The organism is Nocardia acidivorans NBRC 108247, from assembly GCF_001625085.1.
Taxonomy (GTDB): domain Bacteria; phylum Actinomycetota; class Actinomycetes; order Mycobacteriales; family Mycobacteriaceae; genus Nocardia; species Nocardia acidivorans.
Genome location: NZ_BDAW01000020.1, coordinates 86,136 through 111,485, shown reverse-complemented (window position 1 = coordinate 111,485; position 25,350 = coordinate 86,136). Strand labels below are relative to the sequence as shown.

21 protein-coding genes are annotated in these 25,350 nt (G+C 68.0%); 9 read left to right on the top strand and 12 right to left on the bottom strand.

What is annotated here, in order from left to right; all coding sequences use genetic code 11:
* The first annotated feature begins 363 nt into the window (after window positions 1-363).
* On the top strand, window positions 364-1,434 hold the full coding sequence (locus NA10_RS13045) for a metallophosphoesterase (protein ID WP_245677174.1): 1,071 nt from the start codon (window positions 364-366) through the stop codon (window positions 1,432-1,434).
* A 10-nt stretch (window positions 1,435-1,444) separates the two neighbouring features.
* Here NA10_RS13045 and NA10_RS13040 read toward each other — a convergent pair whose 3' ends face one another.
* The 4 genes from NA10_RS13040 to NA10_RS13025 all read right to left on the bottom strand — a co-directional run bounded on the left by NA10_RS13040 (window position 1,445) and on the right by NA10_RS13025 (window position 5,100).
* Window positions 1,445-2,452: a zinc-binding dehydrogenase gene (locus tag NA10_RS13040; protein ID WP_067567755.1), complete on the bottom strand. Its 1,008-nt coding sequence runs from the start codon at window positions 2,450-2,452 to the stop codon at window positions 1,445-1,447.
* A gap of 278 nt (window positions 2,453-2,730) precedes the next feature.
* Window positions 2,731-3,627: an alpha/beta fold hydrolase gene (locus NA10_RS13035; RefSeq protein ID WP_067567753.1), complete on the bottom strand. Its 897-nt coding sequence runs from the start codon at window positions 3,625-3,627 to the stop codon at window positions 2,731-2,733.
* A 53-nt stretch (window positions 3,628-3,680) separates the two neighbouring features.
* A complete protein-coding gene (locus tag NA10_RS13030) occupies window positions 3,681-4,253 on the bottom strand; it encodes a TetR/AcrR family transcriptional regulator (protein WP_067567798.1) in 573 nt (190 codons plus the stop codon).
* Complete coding sequence (locus tag NA10_RS13025; RefSeq protein WP_067567751.1) at window positions 4,246-5,100, bottom strand: alpha/beta fold hydrolase; 855 nt, start codon at window positions 5,098-5,100, stop codon at window positions 4,246-4,248. The genes NA10_RS13030 and NA10_RS13025 overlap by 8 nt, the downstream gene beginning before the upstream one ends.
* A 111-nt stretch (window positions 5,101-5,211) precedes the next feature.
* Here NA10_RS13025 and NA10_RS13020 point away from each other — a divergent pair, with 111 nt between their 5' ends.
* Window positions 5,212-5,676, top strand: coding sequence for a MarR family winged helix-turn-helix transcriptional regulator (locus tag NA10_RS13020; protein WP_218021509.1), 465 nt, complete (start codon window positions 5,212-5,214; stop codon window positions 5,674-5,676).
* 19 nt (window positions 5,677-5,695) lie between these two features.
* On the opposite strand, the gene NA10_RS13015 is transcribed toward NA10_RS13020, so the two are convergent.
* The gene (locus NA10_RS13015; RefSeq protein WP_157556457.1) at window positions 5,696-6,205 is read right to left on the bottom strand and encodes a winged helix DNA-binding protein; all 510 of its coding nucleotides are present in this window, start codon (window positions 6,203-6,205) and stop codon (window positions 5,696-5,698) included.
* A gap of 103 nt (window positions 6,206-6,308) precedes the next feature.
* On the opposite strand from NA10_RS13015, the gene NA10_RS13010 reads away from it, so the two are divergent.
* Together NA10_RS13010 and NA10_RS13005 are read left to right on the top strand one after the other, a co-directional pair.
* Window positions 6,309-6,950, top strand: coding sequence for a DUF4097 family beta strand repeat-containing protein (locus NA10_RS13010; RefSeq protein ID WP_067567745.1), 642 nt, complete (start codon window positions 6,309-6,311; stop codon window positions 6,948-6,950).
* 50 nt (window positions 6,951-7,000) lie between these two features.
* On the top strand, window positions 7,001-8,086 hold the full coding sequence (locus NA10_RS13005; protein ID WP_067567796.1) for a serine hydrolase domain-containing protein: 1,086 nt from the start codon (window positions 7,001-7,003) through the stop codon (window positions 8,084-8,086).
* Here the strand turns inward: NA10_RS13005 and NA10_RS13000 are convergent.
* Window positions 8,070-11,195, bottom strand: coding sequence for an ATP-binding protein (locus NA10_RS13000; RefSeq protein WP_245677173.1), 3,126 nt, complete (start codon window positions 11,193-11,195; stop codon window positions 8,070-8,072). The genes NA10_RS13005 and NA10_RS13000 overlap by 17 nt on opposite strands.
* 141 nt (window positions 11,196-11,336) lie before the next feature.
* Between NA10_RS13000 and NA10_RS35530 the strand changes: the two genes are divergently transcribed.
* From NA10_RS35530 to NA10_RS12990, 3 genes are all read left to right on the top strand, one after another.
* Entirely contained in the window at window positions 11,337-11,495 is a 159-nt protein-coding gene (locus tag NA10_RS35530; protein ID WP_169812569.1) for a hypothetical protein, read from the top strand.
* Between the two features lie 124 nt (window positions 11,496-11,619).
* A complete protein-coding gene (gene lon / locus NA10_RS12995) occupies window positions 11,620-13,965 on the top strand; it encodes an endopeptidase La (protein WP_245677177.1) in 2,346 nt (781 codons plus the stop codon).
* Between the two features lie 138 nt (window positions 13,966-14,103).
* A complete protein-coding gene (locus NA10_RS12990) occupies window positions 14,104-14,805 on the top strand; it encodes an endonuclease/exonuclease/phosphatase family protein (protein WP_067567741.1) in 702 nt (233 codons plus the stop codon).
* On the opposite strand, the gene NA10_RS12985 is transcribed toward NA10_RS12990, so the two are convergent.
* Entirely contained in the window at window positions 14,802-15,794 is a 993-nt protein-coding gene (locus tag NA10_RS12985) for an acrylyl-CoA reductase family protein (RefSeq protein WP_067567739.1), read from the bottom strand. The two genes, NA10_RS12990 and NA10_RS12985, sit on opposite strands and share 4 nt — an antisense overlap.
* Window positions 15,795-15,936: 142 nt before the next feature.
* Here NA10_RS12985 and NA10_RS12980 point away from each other — a divergent pair, with 142 nt between their 5' ends.
* Window positions 15,937-16,755 (top strand): alpha/beta fold hydrolase, encoded by an 819-nt coding sequence (locus NA10_RS12980; RefSeq protein WP_067567737.1) that lies wholly within the window; start codon window positions 15,937-15,939, stop codon window positions 16,753-16,755.
* Between the two features lie 36 nt (window positions 16,756-16,791).
* On the opposite strand, the gene NA10_RS12975 is transcribed toward NA10_RS12980, so the two are convergent.
* The 5 genes from NA10_RS12975 to NA10_RS12955 form a co-directional block, all read right to left on the bottom strand.
* Complete coding sequence (locus NA10_RS12975) at window positions 16,792-17,574, bottom strand: enoyl-CoA hydratase/isomerase family protein (protein WP_067567735.1); 783 nt, start codon at window positions 17,572-17,574, stop codon at window positions 16,792-16,794.
* Window positions 17,575-17,615: 41 nt separating this feature from the next.
* On the bottom strand, window positions 17,616-18,677 hold the full coding sequence (locus tag NA10_RS12970) for a DNA polymerase IV (RefSeq protein WP_067567733.1): 1,062 nt from the start codon (window positions 18,675-18,677) through the stop codon (window positions 17,616-17,618).
* Window positions 18,678-18,708: 31 nt separating this feature from the next.
* Window positions 18,709-19,197 (bottom strand): hypothetical protein, encoded by a 489-nt coding sequence (locus tag NA10_RS12965; RefSeq protein ID WP_157556455.1) that lies wholly within the window; start codon window positions 19,195-19,197, stop codon window positions 18,709-18,711.
* 192 nt (window positions 19,198-19,389) lie between these two features.
* Window positions 19,390-20,364 (bottom strand): methyltransferase, encoded by a 975-nt coding sequence (locus tag NA10_RS12960; RefSeq protein ID WP_084514585.1) that lies wholly within the window; start codon window positions 20,362-20,364, stop codon window positions 19,390-19,392.
* Window positions 20,365-20,437: 73 nt separating this feature from the next.
* Window positions 20,438-22,318 carry an ABC transporter ATP-binding protein gene (locus NA10_RS12955; protein WP_067567729.1) on the bottom strand — a complete coding sequence of 627 codons (1,881 nt, stop codon included), beginning with the start codon at window positions 22,316-22,318 and terminating at the stop codon, window positions 20,438-20,440.
* A 230-nt stretch (window positions 22,319-22,548) separates the two neighbouring features.
* On the opposite strand from NA10_RS12955, the gene NA10_RS12950 reads away from it, so the two are divergent.
* Window positions 22,549-25,350 carry an FAD-binding and (Fe-S)-binding domain-containing protein gene (locus NA10_RS12950; RefSeq protein WP_067567789.1) on the top strand — a complete coding sequence of 934 codons (2,802 nt, stop codon included), beginning with the start codon at window positions 22,549-22,551 and terminating at the stop codon, window positions 25,348-25,350.

Sequence of the window (25,350 nt, the reverse complement as noted above, 5' to 3'; positions counted from 1 at the left end):
ATGCGGATTCCGCGAAAGTACAGCGGCCAGAACAACATCAGTACGCCGGTCCAGTTGGTCAGCCAACCGGCGATGGCGCTGAAGATCGGGAAACTGATCAGATCGACGACGAGTTTGGGCTGGCCGGTCAGCTGCTCCCAGTCGATGAAAGCACCCGAGGCCAATGTCGTCATTGCCGCGTCCCCCTGTTGGCCGAGCCGATGGTGAGAAAATGGACACACAACACTCTCACCGGTGAAGGGTGCTGTCAAAAGGTCGATGGCCTCGGAGAACGTGTCATATTGAGCGTGGTTTCCGAAGACCGGGAATACTGGTCAGTCGACCAGAATAACGGGTGGGATGACAGCGCACAGGGAGCGATCGATGAATGTGGACCGCCGTGGCTTTCTGACCGGCGCGGCCTCCGCCGCCGCACTGGCCACCGCCGAGAGCCTGGCGAGCGCCGGAACCGCGCGAGCCCAGCCCGCGCCCGCCACCACCGTCGCGAAACTGCCTTTCCCCGAGGGGGATTCGCTGCGCATCCTGGTCACCGGCGACGCCGGGACCGGGGCTCGGCCGCAGTGGGCCGTCGCCGACGCCGCCCGTGCCCTGCACGCGCGAGAGCCGTTCTCCTGCGCCCTCGGTCTCGGCGACAATGTGTACGAACAGGGTCCGTGGGCCGATGACGACGCCCAGTTCAATGCCAAATTCGAAGACCCCAATCGCGGCCTCGACTTCCCCTGGATCATGGTGCAGGGCAATCACGACAACAGTTCGGTCCTGCCCGGAGACGGCGGCTGGCTGCTGCGCGGAGACCACGAGGTCGCCTTTCACGCGCGGTCCGAACGCTGGTGGATGCCGGCGCGCTACTACTCGGTGCCGATCGGCTCGCTGGTGGAATTCTTCGTGCTGGATCTGAATCCCATCGCGGCGTATCTGCCGCCGCTGTTCGAACCGTACTGGGCGGCCGACGGTCAATTCATGACCGAACAGGCGGCCTGGCTCGACGGCGCGCTCGCGGCGTCGACCGCGAAATGGAAGATCGTCTGTACGCATCATCCGTATCTCAGCAATGGCAGTCACGGAAACGCCGGTGCATACGAGGGTTTGAACATCGCCCCCATCAACGGCATTCATGTGAAGGAGTTCTTCGAGGCGCATGTGCTGGGCCGTGCCCAATTCCTGCTCTCCGGACATGATCATTGCCTGCAGGTGTTGGAACCGACCCCGGCGTGCAAGGGCACCCGGCAGCTCGTATCGGGTGCGGCGGCCAAGACGAACTCGGGCGCGCATGCCACCGATGCCCGCGGGATCACCCCGGCACTGTTCGAGAACTTCACCGATCTCGGCTTCATGGTGCTGGAGCTGACCGCGTCCTCGGCGGATCTGACCGTTCACACCGTCGATCCCTCGAACGGTCAGTCCACCAACGCTTTCCAGCGCCGTTTGGCCTAGGGCCGCAGCGCTAGGGCTTCAATACGATCCGAATCGGGTTGCCTTCCTTGGCATCGAGGGCGTGCACGGCCTTGGCGGCATCGGCCAGCGGCACCACCGCGCTGACCGAGCGGGAGAAGTCGACCCGCCGCAACCCCTGCAACTTCACCAATTGGGTGACATGGTCGGGCTCGGAGCCGTAATGCCCGCGCAGCTGCTGCTGGAAGAAGCTGAAAGCCGTTCCGCCGGTGATGGTTATGGGCCTGTTGGTCAGCCCGACCAGCACCAGGCGGCCCTTCGGAGCCAGGCAGACCGCGGCCTGTTCGCGCACCGCCGCAACGCCCGCGAAATCGAAGGCGGCCGCCAGACCTGTCCCGGTGGCCTGGAAGATCTTCTGCCGCAGATCCGGATCGGCCGGATCGAAGGCGAGGTCCGCGCCGAATTCCAGGGCGCGTTCGCGCGCGGCGGGCAGCGGATCCACCGCGATGATCGGGGCCGCGCCGACCAGGCGCAGCAATTGCACACCGTGTGCGCCGAGTCCGCCCACACCCCAGACACCCACGGCCTCACCGGCTTTCACCTCACCGGTGACGGTGACCGCGGCCCACGGCGTGGAGACCGCGTCCGGAATGAAACACGCCTGCTCGAACGGCAGCTCATCCGGAATAGGCACCAGGGTGTCGACGCGGGCGAGCGTGTACTCCGCCCAGCCGCCGTCGTAGTCCACCCCGCGTGTGAAGGTGGCCGCCCCGCGAAGTTCCCCGGCCTGTAACAACACCCGATCCCCGACCGCGGCGGCGGTGACCCCGGGGCCGAGCCGATGCACGGTTCCGGCGACCTCGTGCCCGAGCGTGACCACATCGCCCTTCAGGAACAGCGGTGTCAGCGTCCCGTCGATGAGATGCACATCCGACAGGCACACGCCCGCCGCCTCCACCTTCACCAGCACATGATCCGGTCCTGGCTCGGGCACCGGGACGTCGTCGAGTGCCAGCCTGCGATTCGGTCCCAGATGTAGTCGTGCGGCCAGCATATTCATCGACTCCTATGGCGTTGGTCCGGCATCGTCTCCGCCCGCCATGCTAGGTCGCCCCCGGCACCCCCATGCCCGATTTACCCGGCACCAGCGAACCCCTTCGCCGACCGGCAGCTTCGCCTCCCTCATTCGGGCGTATGCCCATGTCGTTCGGGCGTGCGCCGACTGGCGTTCGGGTGTGGGGCCTTTCGTCGTTCGGGCGTGTGCCGACTGGCGTTCGGGTGTGGGGCCTTTCGTCGTTCGGGCGTGCGCCGACTGGCGTTCGGGTGTGGGGCCTCTCGTCATTCGGGCGTGCGACGACTCGTCATCCCGGCGTGCTCTTCGGCCGGGATCTCGCCGGGGCGGTGACCCTCCGTCGCATCGGTCGTCGCCAGGAACTCGGTGATGATGGCGGTGACTTCCGGCGCGCGCTCCAGCATGGGCACGTGCCCGCACCGGTCGAGCCATTCGGCGCGGTCCGGCCGTAGCCGCGTGTTCAGCGTGCGACCGGCCGCGGCGGACAGTACGCGATTCTCGGTGCCCCAGATGGTGCAGACCGGCGGCAGCTGTTCGCGATCCGGCCACTCGTCCAGGGCGGCGAAGCTGGACAGGTCGCGGACCAGGCCGACCAGGGCGCGCGCCGGAAACCCCGCCGAAAGCGGCTGTACATAGGGACATTCGCGGTAGGCGCGACCACTGGCGAACCAGGATCGAATTGTCCCGCGCGCGAACCACTTCGGCGTATGCCAGTCGAACAGTGCGCGGGCCGCGGGATCCGGCAGACCGCGGGTGATGCGGGCGGGCACGCGCAGATCACCGCGCATGGCCGTGGATTCGGTGAGCGGGTTGATCGCCACCACCGCGCGAACGAGTTCGGGATACCGGCGCGCGAGGGTGAGGCTGATGGCCGAGCCGAGGCAATTACCGACCAGGGCGACCCCGGTCAAGTCCCGGTCGCGCAGGAATCGCCGCACCAATTCGGCGTATCGGTCCAGGGTGTAACCACTTTCGGGCTGATCGGCCGACCCGTAGCCCGGCAGGTCGAGCGCGTACACCCGGTATTTCCTTGCGAGCGCGGTGATCTGGGGAGTCCAGATCACATGGGAGGAGCCCGCGTTGTGCAGCATCACCACCGGCGGGCCGCCCTCACCCCGCCGCAGATAGCCGAGTCGGGTGCCGTCGTAGGCGAAGTTTTCCATGGCGCTCCAGGTGGCTTCATTGCCGGTGGTTCTTCCATGGTCCCCCGAATGCTTCAGGCGCGTGCTATTTCGGTGAGTCCGCGGTCGAGGAAGCGGATCATCCAGTCGAAGCTGGTCTCGGCGTCATCGCTCCATTGGAATCCGTCGGAGGCCTGCAGGGTGGCGAAGCCGTGCAAGGTGCAGCGCAGCGTGCGAATGGCGTGCACCATCTCCGATTCGGGGATGTGGTAGCCGCGCAGCACCGCCTGGATGGAGTCCATCACGCGCGAACCCGATTGCAGCAGTGGGTCTTCCGGACCGTAAAAGCCCGCTCCGACGGTGGCGGCGTAGCGGCCGGGATGGGTGATCACGTACTGCCGGAAGGCATTCGCGAAGGCGGCCAGGGCGGCGCTGCCCGAGCGTCCGTGCATGGCATCGCGTACGGCCAGGTCCAGTTCGGTCATGGCGAGGGTGGCGATACCGCGCTGCAGATCGGCGAGGCTGTCGATGTGTTTGTATAGCGAAGGCGTTCGCACGCCGAGCTTTTCGGCGAGTGCGCTCAGCGCCAGGTTCTGGTAGCCGACCTCGTCGGCGAGCTGTGCGCCCGCCGCGACGACCTCGGTTTTGCTGAGGCCGGCTCTAGGCATGCGCATGCTCCTTCAGGAACGGGAGGATGAGCTCGGCGGTTCGCTCCGGCGACTGCGCGTGCGGGTAGTGTCCCGCGCCCTCGACCAGGCCCAGGCTGCCCAGCCCGGCGGGCAGCGCGGCAATGACGGCCCTGCCCTCGGCCTCCGGATTCGGGAAGTCGGGATCGGCGGTGCCCATGATGATGAGCGCGGGCTGAGTCACCCTGGGCAACTGGGCCTGTGCGTCGGCGGGGGTCGACTTCCCGGTCTTCATGAATTCGGCCAGGCGGCCGGGTTCGCTCAGCTTGGCGATGTTGTCGGCCAGGTAGGCGTCGTAGTCGGCGGGCTTGGTGGGGTAGGCGATATTCAGGTACTTCTGCCACTGGCCCAGGCTCTTGAACAGCATGGTGCCCATCAGCGCGAACATGCCCCGGCGGTAGCGGGAGACGGTGAAAAGCGCACCGATGGAAGGGGTTTGGGTGAGGGTGAAGGGATTGAGCTCCACGATGGCCCGCACCAGTTCGGGCGATTGGGCCGCGGTGATGGTGGCCGCTCCGCCGGAGATGGAGTGCCCCACGATGATCGCCGGTCCGGCATTCAGCTTCGCGATCACGCCGAGCAGATCGTTGGCGACATCGGTGCGGCTGATGGCCTCCTTCCCGGTCTCGGAGGCCCAGTTCATGCTGGAGTCGCCGTGGCCGCGCAGATCGGTGCTGACCACCCGGTATCCGGCGGCCGCCAGCAGCGGGGCCAGGAAGCGGTAGGACTGGCGGCGGTCGCCGATCCCGTGCGAGAGCAGCACCAGCGGCCCTTCGCCGATCGAGTCGTAGGCGATCCGGCCACCGTCGAGGTCGATGTATTCGGTCATGTCGTGCACTCCCTCAATGAAAGCTAATCGCGATAGCCATAAAGCTAATAGCTTTAGCCAACGCCGTCAACCCCTCGATTTCGCAAGACAGTTGCCATGTAAACTATGCAGGTGACGGATACCGAGAGCGATGTCAACGCGAATGTCGGCTTCCTGGTCTGGCGGCTCTCCACCCGCTGGCGGGCAGTGCTGGATCGCGCGCTCGCCGCGCACGGGCTCACTCAGGCGCAGTATTCGGTGCTGGCCCCGCTCTACGGTCTGACCCGGGACGGCGCGCGCCCGAGCCAGCGCAAACTGGCCGATCTCACCGGACTCGATGCCGTCTACATCTCCAAGCTGGTGCGCGCACTCGAGAAGCAGGGCTTGGTGGTTCGCGCCGCCAGCACCGCCGATCCACGCGCGGTGGAACTCTCGCTCACCCCCTCCGGTATCGAAACCGCCCGGCGCGCAATAGCACTCGTGCGCGATACCCGCGACCGGCTCACCGCTCCCCTGGGCGGAAACGACAGCGAGCGCACCGCGGAGCTGGCAGCCGTGCTGCGCGTACTCCTCGACGCGCCCGATATCGCTGAATAGTTCTGTCGCTACGGCCTTTTCACAGGGTCTGACCGGTACGGAGCTTGTTCGCGCGGTCGATGATCGAGGTCAGCACCCGGTGCGCGATGGCCAATTCCTCCGGCGTGGATCCGCCGAAGATGGGCCGGGTCAGCGGCGTGGTCGTCTCCATCAGCACCTTCAACTCGGCGGATCCGGCGGCGGTCAGCGCCAGCGGGCCCGGTCCGTCGACCTCGGCCCCGGTGATGAATCCCTTGTCCGCCATCGTGGCGAGCAGGGCGGCGGCGCCCGCCGCGTCCACCCCGAGCTGGCGCTGTCCGGCCAGATAGCGATGGAAGTCGGCCGGTGCGGCGATCGGTCCGCGCACGGTGAGCGCCCGCAGGGCGGCGTATTCATTGGCGGTGGTGGTGAACCCCTGTGCGGTGAGGGTGGCCTCGAGCAGGGCGGTGGTCGCCCCTTCCGCCTCGGCGATATCGCGGCCGGTGAGTGTCGGTTCGGTGGACATGGCGAACTCCTGATCTGCGACGACGGTGCGTCCGACTACTTGCATTACATGGAAACTATATCTATGGAAACTATATTCCCGGCGGTATCAGCGGGCATGTCAGGTCGGCGTCAGCCCGGTATCAGCGGGGGCGGTGAAAGTACTCCTCATGAACAACGCATTCCAGACCCCCGCCCCCATCGCCATCAGCGTCGACGTGCTCAGCGCCGAGGTCACCGTCATCGCCTCGGACCGCGCCGACACCGTGGTCACAGTCGCGCCCGCCGACGCCGCCAAGAAGGGCGATGTGCGCGCCGCCGAGCGGACCACGGTCGACTTCGCCGCCGGGGTGCTGACCGTGCGGACGCCGAAGAACTGGCGCACCTACACCCCGTTCGGCGGTAACCCGTCCATTCGGGTGACCATCGAGGCCCCGGCCGCTTCCCAGCTGAAGGCCACCTCCGGGGTGGGCCGACTGCGCACCTTCGGCGCGCTGGGGCAGAGCGATCTGGAGATCGCGCTCGGCGACATCCTGGTCGACCTCGCCGCCGATTCGGTGACCGCCAAGACCGCCAAGGGCGATATCCGCATTGCCGACGCGGTGCGCGGGGTGCTGAACCTGGAGACCTCGGTCGGCGAGCTGGAGGTCGGCATCCACCCCGGCAGCGCCGCGCACCTGGAGACCAGCGCCCAGCGGGGCAGCGTGCGCAACCAGCTGGCTCCGGTCGCCCTCGGGTCGGGCGATGCCGACACGGTACAGGTCTTCATTCGAAACTCGCTCGGCGACATCATCATTCGGCAAGCCGCCTGATCCAGCCGACCCGATTGTCCGTCACACCCGATTGCAAGGAGCAGAACATCATGTCCACCACCCCCGCCGATCAGGACCGCCCGGAGCTACGCAAGATCATCCAGGAGGTCATCGATGCCGGTTTCACCGGTTTCACCCTCCGGGTGAACGACGAGCGCGGCGAATGGGTCGGCAGCGCCGGGCTGGCCGAACTGGGTGAGACCGCGCCGCCGCCGATCGACGGCCACATTCGAATCGGCAGCAATGCCAAGACCTTCACCGCCACGCTGCTGTTGCTGCTGGTGGCCGCGGGCAAGGTGACACTCGACGCCCCCGTCGTCGACCACCTGCCCGAATTCGAACTGGACCCGCGGATCACCGTGCGAATGCTGTTGCAGCACACCAGCGGAATCTTCAACTTCACCGGTGAGTACCTCGAGGACGGGACGGTCGTGCCCGGAATCGCCTGGAGCGGCAAGGAATGGGTGGAGAACCGATTCAAGACCTACCTGCCGCAGGAACTGGTCCGGCTGGCCCTGTCCAAGCCCCCGCGCTTCGAGCCGGGGACGGACTGGAGCTACTCCAACACCAACTTCGTATTGGTCCGGCTGTTGATCGAGAAGGTCGGCGGCAGTGCGTATCCCGAGCAGATGCGGCGGCTCATCCTGGACCCGCTCGGCCTGTCCGGCACCGTGGCCCCGACCACCCAGACCGAACTGCCCGCACCGCACGCCCACGCCTACTACCGGTACGACGACGGCGGGGTGGAGCGGACCGTCGATGTCACCGAACAGAATCCGTCCTGGATCTCCAGCGGTGGTGACATGATCTCGACCACCGGGGATCTGCACACCTTCATCTCCGCGCTGACCAGCGGCAAACTGCTGCCGCCGGAGCTGCTGGCCGAAATGGTCACCCCGGAGAAGAAGGTCGGCTACGGGCTGGGCGTCTTCGTCACCGAGACCGGTGCGGGCACCGTCATCAGCCACAACGGCGGTATCTCGGGCAATGGCGCGCTGATGTACGGCACGCTGGACGGCACCAAAACCCTCACCGCCGCACTGAATTACGTGGACGATGCCGCGATGTCCTTGGCGCCGGCGTTCCAGCAGGCCACCCAGCACCTGGTCCAGGAGGTCTTCAACGGGCCAGCGTAGCCGCTGCCAGTTCTCGCCAATCCGCTTGTGTCCCTTCCGTAGTCGCCTCAGTGAAGCCCGCTTCACCGAGGCGACTTTGTATTTCCCGCTCGATTCGGATCGCCTCCGGATGCGAGAGGTCGGGCAATCCGCGCACCACGGTGCTCGCCGCGAGCAGGCGCGCGGCCTGTTCGACCTGATTCGAGCGCAGCGCCAGATCCGCTGTCCCGACCAGGATCTGGGCGATGAGCGGCGCGTAACCCGCGGTGCTCGCGGCCTCGAAGGCCGCGGCGTGTTCGGTCCGGGCCGTATCGAGATCCGTCGCGAGATAGCCGAGCAGATCGTGCACGATGGCCTCGATCTGCGCCTGCTCCCCGTCACTGCCCGAAGCCTCGGCCGCGGCCTCGAGCTGGCGGTACGCCTGTTCGGAATCGCCGTCCCAGCGCGCCAGCGCCGCCTTGGCCAGCGCCAGTTCGGTCAGGGCGCTGGGCCAGGCCGCCTGCTCGGCATACCGCTGCGCCTCGGCCATGGCGCTCGCGCTCGCCGCCGAATCCTCCAGCAGCCAATACAATTGGGCCTGCCGCGCGCGCAGCCGGACCAGATCCTCGATCGCGCCGACCTCGGTGACCACCGCGATGGCCTCATCCAAATAGCCGACGGCACGGGCGAATTCGCCGCGCATGGCGATTCGGTCCGCCAGTTCGGTGAGGGCGAACGACACTCCCCAGCGTTCCCCGATCGCCCGGAACTCCGCCAGTGCCGTCTCCAGATGGCGGTCCGCTTCGGCGCCCGGCAGGCCGAGGGTGATGCGCATCTTGCCCTGCTGTAGCCGGGACAGCGCTCGCACCCAGGGATCGTCATCGGTGAGCAGCGGTTCGAACGCGGTCAGCAGGGCGTCCGGCCCCTCCAGCAGGCGTTCGAGTGCGCCGATGAAACGCAGCAGCGGGTAGCGGGCACCGCTGGTTCGGCTGAACTGGGCGGCCTTGTGAATCCAATCCCGGAGTGGCACAGCGTCATTGCGACCGGAGGACAGGAAGTGCACGACCATCGCGTAGACCATGGCGCGGGTCTGGTCGTCCACCTCGGCGACCGTATCGGCGGCCGCCAGCACGAACTCCGTGCCCTCGGCCTTATGTCCGCCGAGCCACCAGTACCAGCCCGCGGACGCGGCCAGCCGCATGGCCCCGGCCGCGTCATCGGCGGTGAGCGCGCCGCGCATGGCGGCGGCGATATTGTCGTGTTCGGCCTCGAGCAGGGCGAGCCACTTCAACTGGTCGGCGCGGCGCAGCTGCGGTTCGGCGGTATCGGCGAGTTCGGTGAAGTACGCCAGATGCGCGCGGCGGGCCGAATCCGCTTCGCCCGCTTCGTCGAGGCGTTCGCGGGCGTACTGCTCGATGGTGGTGAGCATGCGGTAGCGCGGCCCACCGTCACCGGCGGTGAGCAGCAGCGATTTCTCGGTGAGGGCGGTCAGCAGTTCGAGCACCTCCCACCGCTCGACCGTATCGCCCGCGCAAACCTGTTCGGCCGCTTCGAGACTCGCGCCGCCGGCGAAGACCGCGAGGCGGCGCAACACCGTTCGCTCGGCCTCGGTGAGCAATTCCCAACTCCAGTCGACCACCGCGCGCAGGGTGCGATGCTGCGGAATCGCGGTGCGGCTGCCACCGGTCAGCAGGCGGAAGCGATCGTCCAGGCGATCGGCGAGCTGTTCGAGGGACATGGTGCGCAGTCGGGCGGCGGCCAATTCGATCGCGAGCGGGATGCCGTCCAGCGCCCGGCAGACGCGCGCCATGGCCGGCAGCAGGCTCGCATCGGTGGCGAACTCCTTGCGCACCGCACCGGCCCGATCCCGCAGCAGCTGTACCGCCGGCGCGGATTGGATCCGCTCGGGGGCCGCGTCGGCCGCGGGGAGGGCGAGCGGGACGACCTGCCAGAGCGCCTCACCGGTGATGCCGAGCGGTTCCCGGCTGGTGGCCAGGATGCGTACCCGGCGGCATTCGCCGAGCAGCCGGTACGCGAAGGTCGCCGCGGCCCCGATGATGTGTTCGCAGTTGTCCAGGATCAGCAGGGTTTCGCGTTCGCGCAACGCCGCGATGAGCCGGTCCATGGGTTCGGCGTCCGCGGAGCCGCCGTGCAGCGCATCGCGCAGTCCCAGTGCGGCGAGCGCCGATTGGGCGATATCTCCGCCCGCGCCGATCGAGGCCAACTCCACCAGCCAGGCGCCCTCGGGCAGATCGTCCAGCAGGGTGCGCGCGGTCTCCACCGCGAGCCGGGTCTTACCGGAGCCGCCGGGGCCGGTCAGGGTGGTGAGCCGATGTTCGGCGATGAGTTCGCGCACCACCGCGATATCACCGTATTTGCCGACGTAGCTGGTCAATTCGGCGCGCAGGTTGGTCGTGCGGTCCTGCGCCCGCACGCCGAATTCGCCGCGCAGCAGCGCCACGTGCACGGCGGACAGCTCGGGTGCGGGGTCCGCGCCCAGTTCGTCGGCGAGGGCCTTGCGGGCGTGCTGGTACACGGTCAGTGCCTCATTGCTGCGGCCCGCGCCGCCGAGCGCCCGCATCAGGGCCGCGACGAGGCGCTCCCGCAGGGGATTGCGGTTGACCAGTTCGGTCAGTTCGGTGATCACCTCGGTGCCGTGGCCGAGCCGGATCTCGGCCTCGTAGCGATCCTCCAGGGCGGCCAGGCGCAGTCCGTCGAGCCGGGTGATCACGGCGTCGAAGCTCTCGCTGTCCTGAATCCCGATGTCCTGCATGGGCGTACCGCGCCACAGTTCGAGGGCTTCGCGCAGCAGGGCGGCCTGCTGCGCGTCATCACCGCCGCGGGCCCGGTCCAGGAGTTGTTCGAAGCGCACGGCATCGACCGCGCGCGGCTCCACCGCCAGCCGGTAACCGCCGGCCTGGGCCTCCAGCGATCCGTCCGGCAGCAGTCTGCGTAGTCGCGAGACCAGGGCCTGTAGTGAGTTCGCGGCATCGGCGGGAAGTTGTTCGCCCCAGATCCAGTCCACCAGTGTGGTTTTCGGGACCACCCGACCGGGTTCGAGCGCCAAGGCCACCAGCAGCGCCCGCAGCCGGGCGCCGGGTATCTCGATCGATCCGCCGTTCGCTACACGGATTTCGAGTGGTCCAAGCATCCCGATCTGCACCCGGCCCATTGTGCCGTGGGCCCGTGGGCGTGTCAGGTCGGTGTCAGCCGGGGCGGGGACAGCATGGGACCACCGCGAACATGTTGTCGCCGGGCACTTTCGCGCTGCTGGAGCATCCGCCGCTTCCCGATGCTCCAGCTCGCCGTCCCCGCCGATGAGGCGTCGCTGCGGACCGACATGAACATCTACGGCGTGCATGCCCTGCCCGTGACCTGGACCGATACCGCCGAGGAGGCCCGTTCGCCGGGGGCGAACAACAAGATTGGAATTAGTCGGGCGGGTCTGTAGTTGACTGGATAACGCTCAACCTGAGTTGAGTAGGAGACGCTCAATCTTGGAAGAGGTAGTCGACGTGACCAACCCACAGAACCTGCCCGTGCTGTTCCTGACCGATCCGATCGTGCTCCCCGGCATGATCGTGCCGATCGAGCTGGACGAGTCCGCGCAGGCCGCCATCGATGCCGCACGGGCCGGCAAGGTCAACCAGGTGTTGGTCGCGCCCCGACTGGACGAGGGCTACGCCAGCTACGGCGTGGTCGCCACCATCGAACAGGTCGGCCGCATGCGCGGCGGCGCACCGGCCGCGGTGCTCAAGGCCGAGGGCCGCGCCAAGATCGGACACGGGGTGACCGGTCCGGGCGCGGCGCTCTGGGTCGAGGCCGAACCGGTCGAGGTCCCCGAATCCGACGGCCGTACCAAAGAGCTCGCCGCCGAATACAAGAAGCTCGTGGTGGCCGTACTGCAGCGCCGGGAGGCGTGGCAGGTCATCGACGCCGTCAATCAGCTGAACGATCCCTCCGCCATCGCGGACGCCGCCGGTTGGGCTCCCTACCTGAGCCATGACCAGAAGCGCGAACTGCTCGAGACCCTGGACGCCGCGACCCGGCTGACCAAGTTGATCGAGTGGACCAAACAGCACATCGCCGAGACCGAGGTCAGCGAGAAGATCTCCGAGGAGGTCCGCGAGGGCGTCGAGAAGTCGCAGCGCGAATTCCTGCTGCGCCAGCAGCTCAACGCGATTCGCAAGGAGCTGGGCGAGGGTGAGCCCGACGGTGCGGACGACTACCGCACCCGCGTGGAGACCGCCGACCTGCCGGACAATATCCGCGAGGCCGCCCTGCGCGAGGTCGATCGCCTGGAGCGTGCCAGCGATCAGAGCCCCGAATCGGGCTGGATCCGGACCTGGCTCGATACCGTGCTGGAACTGCCGTTCAGCGTGAAAACCGCGGACAGCACCGATGTCTCGGCCGCCCGCGCGGTGCTGGACGCCGATCACCACGGACTGGACGAGGTCAAGGACCGCATGGTCGAGTACCTGGCGGTGCGGGCCCGCCGGGCCGCGCGCGGCCTGGAGGTCGTCGGCGGTCGTGGCTCGGGCGCGGTGCTGGTGCTGGTGGGTCCGCCCGGTGTGGGCAAGACCTCGCTGGGTGAGTCCGTCGCACGGGCCCTGGGCCGCAAGTTCGTTCGCGTCGCCCTGGGCGGCGTGCGCGACGAGGCCGAGATCCGCGGTCACCGGCGCACCTACGTCGGCGCTCTGCCGGGTCGTATCGTGCGCGCCATGAAGGAGGCGGGTTCGATGAATCCCGTTGTCCTGCTGGACGAGATCGACAAGGTCGGCTCCGACTTCCGCGGTGATCCGGCGGCGGCGCTGCTAGAGGTCCTGGACCCCGCGCAGAACCACACCTTCCGCGATCACTACCTGGATCTGGATCTGGACCTGTCCGATGTGCTGTTCATCGCGACCGCGAATGTCATGGACACCATCCCGGGCCCGCTGCTGGACCGGATGGAAGTGATCACCGTGGACGGCTACACCGAGGACGACAAGGTCGCCATCGCACGTGACTTCCTGATCCCGCGTCAGCTCGAGCGCAATGCACTCACCGCCGACGAGGTGCAGGTCAGCGATGAGGCGCTGCGCGAGATCGCCGCCAACTACACCCGCGAGGCCGGTGTCCGCCAGATGGAGCGCCTGATCGCCAAGGCGCTGCGCAAGGCGGCGACCAAACTCTCGGAGTCGGCGGACGCCGGCGATGCCGAAAGCATCGTCACCTCGGGTGAATTCGTGCCCGAGGGCGTCGAGGCGGCCGACAAGCTGGTGATCGGTCTCGGTGATCTCAAGGATTACCTGGGCCGTCCGCGCTTCACCCCCGACGGGGTGGAACGCACCGCGGTCCCCGGTGTGGCAACGGGTTTGGCGGTCACCGGCGCCGGCGGCGATGTCCTCTACATCGAGGCCAATGCCGCCGAGGGCGAGCGTTCGCTCACCCTGACCGGTCAACTGGGTGACGTCATGAAGGAGTCGGCGCAGATCGCCCTCACCTACGTGCGCTCGCACCTGGAGGAGATCGGTATCGAGCCGAAGGTGCTGGATCGCAATATCCACATCCACTTCCCGGCGGGCGCGGTCCCCAAGGACGGTCCGTCGGCGGGCGTCACCATGGTCACCGCGCTGGTGTCCCTGGCCCTGGGCCGTCAGGTCCGGGCGGATGTGGGCATGACCGGCGAGGTCACCCTCAATGGCCGAGTCCTGCCCATCGGCGGCGTGAAGCAGAAGCTGCTCGCCGCACAGCGCGCCGGTTTGAAGACCGTCTTCATCCCGGCCCGCAACGAGCCCGACCTGGACGAGGTCCCCGCCGAAGTCCTTGCCGCCCTGGATGTCCGCCCCGTCGCCGATGTGGCGGAGATCCTCGCCTACGCCATCGAACCGGTCATCGAACCGGCCCTCGGCGGCCGCCCCCTGAGCGCCACCGCCTAGCCCGCGAGCGCTCACCATGAGGAGCCCGTGCGTGTGTCCCCCACGCCCGGGCTCCTCCCCATTTTCACCCCGGACCGTGCGTGTTTCACATGAAACGAAAGCCGCACGGTCCGTTCGTATCTCGTAACCTGGGAATTCGTGATCGCTGTTGCCACCTGGAATGTCCTGCATCGTGTACACGCCGACAACTGGGACCGTGGATTCGGTACCCGCTGGCCCGATGAGGCGGTGCGGATCGCCGGGGTGACGGCGGTGGTGGCCGGGAGGGCGGAGCAGGTCATCGCGCTACAGGAGGTCAGTGGTGATCAGCTGGCGAGCCTGCGGGAGGCGCTGCCGGAGCGGGACTTTCATATCCTGCGGTATCCGCGGGTGCCGCGGCCGCGACGGGTCGAATCGGTGCTGAAGGACCGTGCCGAGTACCTGGTGTTGATCATCGACGGGGCCGGGCGGGACTTCGCGAGCGGTGACTTCACCACCGATCCCGGCAAGGGGTATCTGGCCGTGGAGGTGGCGGGGGTGCTCGTGATCGCCACCCATGTGACCGGTGACGATCGGCGGGGCGGCCAGTTCGCCCGGCTCGGCGAGCTGGCCTACGGACCCGCCGTGCTGCTCGGGGATTTCAACTCCGGGCGAGCGGAGGTCGGCGCGGCCCTGGGACCGCGGTACCGCGTCGCCGAATTGCCGGTGGATGCCATCGCCACCCGCCCGCGCGGTTCGAGCGCGGAGAAATCACAGTTCATCGACCACGTGGTGGTGCGCGGTCTCGCGGTGCGCGACGCCGAGGTGGTGGATGTGGCCGGGGTGTCCGACCACAACCTGGTGCGGGCGACGGTCGGTTAGAACTCCCCCGCCACGCCGAGAACGGTACGACCGGAGTGGGTGCCCTCCAGAATCGAGTGCAGCACGGCTTCCGCTTCGGTGATGGGGGCGTAGTTCTCCAGCAGCGAGAGATGCCGGGGTTTCAGGTCTTTCGCGAGGCGGGCCCACAGCTCGCGCCGGGCCGCGATGGGGAAATGCGCGGAGTCGATGCCGAACAGGGCGATACCGCGCAGGATGAACGGCATCACCGTGGTGGGCAGTTCCGGGCCACCGGTGAGACCGGAGATCGCCGCCGCACCACCGTATTTGATGGTGGACAGGATGTACGCCAGGGATGCGCCGCCGACACTGTCCACCGCCGCCGCCCACTGCGCCTTGCCGAGCGGGCGGACCTTCTCGCCCTCGGCGGGCAGGCGGCCGATGATCGAATTCGCGCCGAGGGTGGTGAGAAGTTCGGTCGCGCCGAGCTTTCCGGTGGAGGCGATCACCTCGAAGCCGAGGCCGGCCAGGATATCCACGGCCACCGTGCCGACGCCGCCGGTCGCGCCGGTGACCAGCACCGGACCGTCCGAGGCGGTCACCCCGTGGTCGAGCAGGGCCTGCACGCTCATGGCGGCGGTGAATCCGGCGGTGCCCAGGGCGGCCGCCTCGCGCGGGGTGAGGCCGTCCAGCTTCACCACCCAGTCGGCGGGCACCCGGGCGTATTCGGCGAAGCCGCCGTTGTGCGCGACGCCGATATCGTAGCCGTGCGCCACGACCAGGTCGCCGGGCGCGAAATCCGCGCTCTCCGAGGCGAATACCTCACCGGTGATATCGATGCCGGGAATGATCGGATAGTCGCGTACCACCCCGCCACCGGGGGTGATGGCGAGCCCGTCCTTGTAGTTGGCGCTCGTGAAGTGCACCTTGATCGTCACCTCGCCCGCGCCGAGGAGGTCCTCATCGACCCTCTCGTGCCGGAGTGCGATCCCGCTGTCCGTCTTGCGTGCCACCATCGCCTGGAACTCCATGCCCTGAGCATAGGACTCCGGTGCTGGTCAGGGCAGTCTTCCGAATGGAATCGATGACTTTACCTCGCGCGTAATCGCTTTCGTTCCCGCACTGCGGGAATCTTGTTCTCACCCTAGCGAAAGACCAAGGAGCGCCGCCGATATGCCCTACTTCCAGACCACCGACGGCACCACTCTCGCCTACGAGGACTACGGAACCGGCGCACCGCTGGTGTTCATCGCGGGCTGGTCGCTGCACGCGGATATGTGGGAGTACCAACTGCATTACTTCGTGGAGCGCGGCTACCGCTGCATTCTGCTGGACCGGCGCGGTCACGGTCGTTCGGACCGCCCGTCCACCGGATACGACGTGAACACCCGCGCCGACGATATCGCCGCCCTGATCGAACACCTGGATCTGAACGACTTCGCCATGGTGGCGCATTCGGCGGGCGGCGGGGAGGTCGTGCGCTATCTGTCTCGGCACGGTCAGGAACGGGTGAACCGGATCGCCCTGCTGGCCCCCGCGATTCCGTTCATGTGCCAGACCGAGGACAACCCCTTCGGCGCGCCGAGGGCGATGTTCGAAGCCTCGGCGGCGCAGCTGAAGTCCGAACGCCCGCAGTGGTTCGCCGAGCGCGCACAGGGCTACTTCGCGACGCATCTGCGCCGCGGCACGTCGCAGGCCGTGATCGATATGGAGATGCGCCGCTGCCTGTCGGCGTCGGCCTACGCGACGATCGCCGTACAGGCCGAGCTGTTCAATTCCGATCACCGCCCGGATGTGGCCGCGGTGACGGTGCCGTTGCTGCTGCTGCACGGGCTGGCCGATCAGTCGATCCCGATCGATATCGCCAGCCGCCAGGCGGTGAAGCTGGCGCCGCACGCGGTATTGAAGGAGTACTGGGATGCCGGGCACGGGCTGTACATCACCCATGCCGCAGAGGTGAACGCGGACATCCTGGAGTTCCTGAAGAGCTGACCGCCGCCCGCGTTCCTCGGCGAATCCTCCTGCCGCTCACCCGAATTCGGGTGCGCGCTTGCCGAGGAACGCGGCAATCCCCTCGGCCCCGTCGGTGGATTCGGCGGCATGGGTGATGAACGAGGCTTCGGTGGCCAACTGCTCCTCGAGGGTGTGCTGGGACGAAACCAGCAGCAGCTTCTTCACATTCGCGTTGGAGCCCTTGGGGCCCCGCGCGAACTGCTGGGCCAGCTGTTCGACGGTATCGGCGAGTTCGGCGTCCGGCACCACCCGGTGCAGCAGACCCCAGTCGAGGGCTTCGGCGGCCTTCAGCACCCGATTGGTGAGCATCAGATCCTGGGTGCGGCGCACACCGATCAGACGCGGCAGGTAGTAGGACGCGCCGCCGTCGGGGCTGAGTCCGACCTTGGTGTACGCCATGGTGAAGGTGGCGGATTCGCCCGCCACCACCAGGTCACCGGCGACCGCCAGGCTCATTCCCGCCCCGGCGGCGGTGCCGTTGACCGCGACAATGAGCAGCGCGTCCATGCGCGCCAGCGTCGACACCGCCTGGTGCAGCGTATCGGCCAGCTTGGCGATGAACGCGCCGGTGTCGGCGCTCTCGGCCATGGCGCGCAGATCACCGCCGGCGGAGAAGAATTTCCCGGCCCCGGTGAGTACGACCACCTTGATCGCCGGGTCCTCGGAGCAGTACGCGGCGGCCGTCGCCAGTTCCTCGGCCAGCGCCTGGTCGATGCCGTTGGCGGCGCCGGGCCGGTTCAGCGTGATGCGGGCGATAGGTCCGTCCGTGACGAAGCTGATGTTCTGGTAGTTGCTCATCGACCCAGCATGACAAACGCGGTGTGCCCGCTCGCGTGCGGTCAGGCTCCGAATTCCACGCGCACGCCGAGCAGGCGAATGGGGCGATCCAGTTCGAAGGCGTGCAGCACCCGCAGCGCGGTCTCGACGACCTCGTCCACATCGGTGGTGGGCCGGGGCAGTTTCCGCTGTTTGGTCCGGGTGAAGAAGGTCTTGGTGCGCACGGTGACCCCGACACGTCCCACGCTGCGCCCGTCCGCGAAGGTCTCCTCGGCGACCTGGGTGGCGAGTCTGGTTACGGCGGCGTCGAACTCCGCGATCTCGGTGAGGTCGGCCGGGAAGGTCTCCGAGCGGGAGTGCCCGACCGGTTCGCGCGGTTCGGCGATATCGGTATCGCCCGCACCGTGCCCGAGCACCCAGAGATACGGTCCGGTATTCGGCCCGAACTCCCGGGCCAGCAGGTCCCGATCCGCGGCGGCGAGATCGGCGACGGTCTCGATTCCCATGGCGCTCATGCGTTTCGCGATGCGCGCCCCGATCCCCCACAGCGCCGTGGTGGGCCGATGCGCCATGAGCTCGGCCCAATTGTCCGCGGTGAGCCGGAAGATTCCGGTCCCGGCATCCGGCCCGAGCTCCGAATCGCCGCTCTTGCCAACGGCTTTGGCGAATCCGGTGGCGAGTTTGGCGCGCAGCTTGTTGTCCCCGATGCCGACCGCGCAGGTCAGCCCCAAATCCTCGATGGCGGAGCGTATCTCGCGCGCCGTCCGCTCCGGATCCTCGGTGTCGACCGCGAGGAACGCCTCATCGAATCCGAGCACCTCCACCCGCCCCGGAAAGGTGCGCAGCAGCGTCATGATCTCCTCGGAGGCCGCGGCGTAGGTGGTCAGATCCTGGGCCAGGAAAACCCCGTCCGGACACAGTTTCCGTGCCGATTTCAGCGGCATGCCCGCCCGCACCCCGTGCGCCCGCGCGGGATAGGAGGCGCAGGAGACCACTTTGCGCGGCTCGGCCGGATCGCCATTGCCGCCCACGATGACCGGTAATCCGCGCAGTTCGGGATGCCGCCGGAATTCCACCGCGGCCTGGAATTGGTCGAGGTCGACGTGCAGCAGCCACCGCGTCACCCCTGTAGTTCTTACCCCATGCGCACCGTTTTCAGCGGGAACGGCGCAGCCAGGCCACCGGGGAGCGGAACGCGTATCGGGCTTTGAGCACCCCGGATTCGATACGGCCCTCGATGCGAATCAGCGGTGCGCCCGGAAAACGCGGCAGCGTGACGCGATTCGAGGCGTGCGCGCCGGCGCCGAATTCGACGGCGTCGAGATCCACCCGCCAACCGCGCGGCACGATCACCACAATGGTGCCCGAGCCCGCGTCGACCCGGATATCGATGGCGCGCCGGGAGCAGTAGGCCCGGGTGAAATCGATGACGACTTTGCCCGTGGTGCATTCGGCCACCAGTTTCTCCGGGACCGTCCACTGTTCGTCGGTGCGTCTGGATTCACTGGTGACGCGCAGCTCCAGCGGCGGCGCCGCGGGGCTGGGCGTTCGCTGCCGCGCGGCATGCTCGCGCGCGGCGGCGAAGCGCTGCAAATCGTCGAAACCAAAGGCGGGCACCCGCCGCTGTTCCGTGGTACGGCTCACCGAAACTCCTCCCCCGGCATGTGAAACAAGCGTCCGACTGCTGTGCCAGGGAATCCGAATTATGCCGTATAGCAGGGCATTCGAGACCGGTCGTACTCTAACGGAACGGTCACAGGAGGATGTCGCGCAGATACCATCGACCCTGCATTCTCAGTTGATCTTGCAAATGTCGTAGCACCGATTCGCTATGGATCAGCGGCGGCCGAGGTGAATGGTGGTGGCGCCCAACAGGAAAATATCCTCGCGCGCGCCGATATAGCTGTCGGCGGTGGGATCCAGCAGCTGGTCCAGGGCGGTGCGATCGTCGTCGGAGACATTGTCGCTCATACGATTTCGCAATCCGTCGAGCCAACTGGCGACGCTTTCGCGCACCTCGGGCGTCGCGGTGGGCTGATCGGTGAGGACGCTGAACGCGGAGACCTCGGCCAGGCCCGCGCGGCCGAGTGCGATATTCCAGCCGTACGGCATGGGCACGCTGCCGGTGATCTCGGCGCGCATCCGGCCGAAGAACTCATCGCGCACCGCGAGCAGCCGATCCTGTAGGCCGGGGGTGCCGACGCCGAGATCCCAAGGCAGACAACGCAGGGGCAATCCACCCTCGGCCAGCGCCAGCCAGCCGCCGGGGCGTACCAGCTTGGCGAGCCGATCGGTACCGGCCTGCTGATCGGGCAGGTGATGCACCATGCGCGAGGCCCACACCAGATCGGCCTGGGCGACGGCGTCGAGCACGCTGTCCGAGGCGGCATCCACCAGGACGGTCTCCACGCTCACCCGATCGTCACCGCCGAGCGCGGCGGCGGTGGTCGCGCGGGCCGCCTCCAGCAGTTCGGTCACCGCATCGGCGATGATCAGCCGACCGCCGCCGCGCGCGGCCAACTCGACCGCGAAGGCCGCGCTCTGCCCGCCGGCTCCGGCGCCGATATCCACCACCACCGGCCGCTCGCCGGTGCCGGTGAGCAGGCCGATCAGCCGCCGGGCGATCTGGGTCTGGGCGTCGGCGGCCAGGGCGTCCTCGCGGCGCAGATGGTCGATCTGGGTGGACCAGTCGATCCCGTCATGGGTGTGATCGTGGGAGTGGCCGTGTCCGTGCCCATTTCCCGGTGTGTGCTCACTCTGGTGTGCGGTGCTGCCGTGGGCGTGTGAGTGCCCGTGCGTATGTGCTCCCATTCCTACGAACCTATCGAGATTCTCCGTATTGCCAACTTTCTTTGCCGGTTCGGCAAAGAGTTCGGCGCGGATCTCAGGCCGCGGCGGGCTCACTGGCATCGGCGAACTGGGTGCGGTAGAGCTCGGTGTAGCGACCGCCCTGCGCCAGCAGTTCGGTATGGCTGCCGCGCTCGACAATGCGCCCGTGTTCGAGCACCAGAATCTGATCGGCATTGCGAATGGTGGAGAGCCGATGCGCGATGACCAGCGCGGTGCGTCCTTCCAGCGCCTCGGCCAGAGCCTCCTGGACCGCCGCCTCGGAGGTGGAATCCAGCGAGGCGGTGGCCTCGTCCAGGATCACCACGCGCGGCTGCTTGAGCAGCAGCCGGGCAATGGTGAGGCGCTGGCGTTCACCACCGGAGAGCCGGTAGCCGCGCTCACCGACCACGGTGTCCAGACCATCGGGTAGCGAGGCGATGAGCTCGCCCAGCCGGGCTCGCTCGAGGGCATTCCACAATTCGTCCTCGGCGGCCTCGGGCCGGGCGAGCAGGAGATTCCCGCGAATGGTGTCGTGGAACAGGTGCCCGTCCTGGGTGACCAGGCCGACGGTGTCCTGAATGGAGCGGCTGGACAATTCGCGCACATCGGCGCCGCCCAGCCGCACCGCTCCGGAGTCCACGTCGTACAGCCGCGAAACCAATTGCGCGATGGTGGATTTGCCCGCCCCGGAGGAGCCGACCAGCGCCACCATCTGTCCCGGTTCGGCGCGCAGGCTCACCTCGTGCAGTACCTCCTCCCCGCCGCGGGTGTCCAGGGTCGCCACATCCTCGAGGGAGGCGAGCGAGACCTTGTCGGCGGACGGGTAGCCGAAGCTGACACCGTCCAATTCGACGGCGATCGGCCCCTCCGGCACCGCGCGGGCATCGGGCGCGTCCTCGATGAGTGGCCGCAGATCCAGGATCTCGAAGACCCGTTCGAAGCTCACCAGGGCGGACATGATGTCGACGCGGGCGCTGGCCAGTGCGGTGAGCGGGGAGTAGAGCCGGGTCAGCAGCAGCGAAAGCGCCACCACCGCACCGGGTTCCAGCTTGCCCTGCAGGGCGAAGTACCCGCCGAGCCCGTACACCAGCGCCAGCGCGAGCGCCGAGACCAGGGTGAGCGCGGTGACGAAGACGGTCTGCAGCATGGCGGTGCGCACCCCGATATCGCGCACCCGCCCGGCCCGCACGCCGAACTCCGCGGACTCCTGATGCGGTCGCCCGAACAGTTTCACCAGCGTCGCGCCCGGTGCGGAGAAGCGCTCGGTCATCTGCGTGCTCATGGAGGCGTTCAGCCCGGCGGCCTCACGCTGGATCTTGGCCAGCTTCTCGCCCATCCGGCGCGCGGGCAGGACGAAGACCGGGAGCAGCACCAGCGCGAGCAGCGTGATCTGCCAGGACAGCCGCAGCATGACGGCGAGGGTGAGGGCCAGGGTCACCACATTGGTGACGACTCCGGACAGTGTCGAACTGAAGGCCCGCTGCGCCCCGATGACGTCATTGTTCAACCGGCTCACCAGTGCGCCGGTCCGGGTGCGCGTGAAGAAGGCGATCGGCATCTTCTGCACGTGGTCGAAGACCGCGGTGCGCAGATCGAAGATCAAACCCTCCCCGATGCGCGCGGACAGCAGCCGGATCACCAGCCCCAGCCCCGCGTCCAGAATGGCCACCACCGCGATGATCGCGGCCAGCACCAGCACCGTGCGCGGCGCGGACCCGCTGACAATGGCGTCCACCACCCGCCCCGCGAGCACCGGCGTGGCCACGGCCAGCAGCGCCGAGGCGATGCTGAACACCAGGAAGGCGACCAGCCGCCGATGATGGGCATGCGCGAAGGCCAGAATCCGCCGTGCCGTGGCCAGCCGCAGCGGACGCTGCTCCGTGGGCGCGTTCATCTGCCGATACAGCTGATTCCACGCCACCGATTCCATACTCATCAAGCACTCCTCACCGCTCGGAGTCCATCGAACCCGAGACCACCGACACTAAGACCTCAACAAAGGTTCAGCTCAACTCATCCCCACCCCGAGTTCGCCACCGGCGAACACGACCAATCCGCGATGCGCAGGCGATTACGCAGGGGCCCTCTCGGCGTTCACCAGCGCGATTACATCCACGTTCGCGCTGTGTCGGGGTGCTGGGCTCTTAGGCTGGCGGGGTGAGCGAGATGGTGGTGCGGGCGTTGCGCGGGCGGATCGACGGGGAGGTCGACGCGTCCGAACGGCGGCGGGCCGAGTACTCCTCCGATGCCTCCAATTATCGGGTGCCGCCGACCGCGGTGGTGTTCCCGCGCACCGACGGTGATGTGCGCGAGGTGCTCGCCTTCGCCCGGGCGGAGGGAATCGGGGTGACCGCCCGGGGCGCGGGTACCTCGGTGGCGGGCAATGCCATCGGGGCGGGCATCGTGCTGGATTTCAGCCGTCATATGAACGCGATCCTCGAGGTGGACGCGCAACAGCGTTGGGCGCGAGTGCAACCGGGGGTGGTGCTGGGGACTTTGCAGGGGACCGCCGCCGCGCACGGACTGCGATTCGGTCCCGACCCTTCGACCCAGAACCGCTGCACCCTCGGCGGGATGATCGGCAACAATGCCTGTGGCCCGCATGCGGTGGCCTGGGGGCGAACGTCGGACACCGTGCGTGAACTGCTGATTCTCGATGGTCATGGGCAGCAGCGGCGGCTGGGGAACGAGCTGTCGGAGGTGCCGGGGTTGAGCGAGTTCACCCGGGCGAATCTGGCTGTGCTGCGGACCGAATTGGGCCGATTCGAGCGACAGGCCTCGGGCTACGCGCTGGAACACCTACTGCCCGAACGGGGTTCGTCGGTGGCCAAGGCGTTCGTCGGTACCGAGGGCACCTGCGGCTTGCTGCTCGAGGCGACCGTCGAGCTGGTGCCGATACCGGCGGCCACCGTGCTGGTGGTGCTGGGATATCCCGATATGCCCACGGCCGCGGACGATGTCGCGGCCGTACTGGCGGTGCGCCCGGTCGCCGTCGAGGGTATGGATGCCCGCCTGGTCGACGTGGTGCGCAGGCATCGCGGCGGCGCGGTGCCCGCGCTACCGCGCGGCGGTGGCTGGCTGTTCGTGGAAATCGAGGGTGAGACGGTCGAGCAGGCGCGGGAGACCGCCGAACTACTGTGCCGGACCGCGCACCCCGTCGATTCGCGACTGGTGCTGGATACTCGGGAAGCCAAGGCGCTGTGGGCCATTCGTGCCGACGGCGCGGGCCTGTCGGGGCGCACGCCGGAGGGCGATCCGGCCTGGCCGGGCTGGGAGGACGCGGCGGTTCCGCCGGAGCGTCTCGGCGACTATCTGCGCGAATTCGAAGCGCTCATGCGCGAACATCGGGTCGACGGCCTGCTCTACGGCCATATCGGTGACGGCTGTATCCATGTCCGTCTGGATCTGCCCATAGCCGATGCACCCCAGCGCTTCCGGGCGTTCCTCGAGGATGCCGCCCGCCAGGTGGTGACCTTCGGCGGATCCCTCTCCGGTGAACACGGCGACGGCCGGGCCCGTTCGGAGCTGTTGCGCCACATGTACTCCCCCGCCGCGCTGAGCGCCTTCGCCGAATTCAAATCCCTGTTCGATCCGGAGGACATCCTGAATCCCGGTGTCCTGGTGCGCCCCAATGCCATTGACGCGGACCTGCGCCTGCTCGGTCTGCGGCCGACGCCGGCCGCGGGTGGTTTCGCCTTCCCCGATGACGGCGATCTCGGCACCGCGGTGCACCGCTGCGTCGGCGTGGGCAAATGCCGTGCCGACACCCGGGCCTCGGGTGGTTTCATGTGCCCCTCCTACCTGGCCACAGCGGATGAGAAGGACAGCACCCGCGCCCGCGCCCGCGTCCTGCAGGAGGTGGTCCGCGGCGCACTCGACTGGCGCTCCGACGCGGTCGCCGAATCCCTGGATCTGTGCCTGTCCTGCAAGGCATGTCACTCCGACTGCCCGGCCGGTGTGGATATGGCAACCTACAAATCCGAAACCCTGTACCGCCGTTACCGCGGCCGCCCCCGGCCCCTCGACCACTACGCCCTCGGTCGCCTCCCGCGCTGGCTGGCCGCCGCTACCCGGTTCCCCCGCACGGCGAACGCACTGGCGAGTCTCGCGCCGTTGCGTCGAATCGCGCTGCGTGCCACGGGAATCGACCCTCGCCGCCCGATCCCGGCGCTGGCGGCGACGAGTTTCCGCCGCACCTGGCGGGCCACCCGGACACGCGGTGCGGGTGTGGGCAGCGCCGCGAAACCGGGGGTACTGCTGTGGATCGACACTTTCACCGATGCTTTCGATCCGGAGATCGCTTGGTCCACAGTGGAATTGCTCGAATCGCTCGGGTATGACGTCACGGTGCCCGAGCGGCGGGTGTGCTGTGGATTGACCTGGATCAGCACGGGCCAGCTGGATGGGGCGCGAAAACGGCTGCGCGCCACGGTGAATGCGCTGGATGCGCACGTGCGCGCGGGTGGAGTGGTGGTGGGCCTGGAACCCTCGTGTTCGGCCGCGCTGCGCGAGGATCTCCCGCGCCTGCTGCCCGACGATCCGCGCGCTCGACCCGTCGCGGAGTCCGTGCGCACCCTCGCGGAGCTCCTGATGGCGCATCCGGACTGGACTCCCCCGGATCGCTCCGGCCGGACGGTGGTGGTCCAGCCGCACTGTCATGAGCATGCCGTATCGGGTTTCGCGGCGGATCGTCTAATTCTGAAGCGCACCGGCGCGACGGTCCACGAGATCGCGGGATGCTGTGGGCTCGCAGGGAACTTCGGGATGCAGCGCGGGCATTACGACGTGTCGGTGGCGGTGGCCGAGAATGGATTGCTGCCCGCGCTGCGCGATGCCCCCGAGGACGCGGTCCTGCTCGCCGACGGCTTCTCCTGTCGAACCCAGGCCGACCAGCTGGCGGGCCGGTCGGCCCTGCACCTCGTCCAATTCCTGGTCGAGCCCCGTACCCCCGGCGGCGGCCACTCCTAG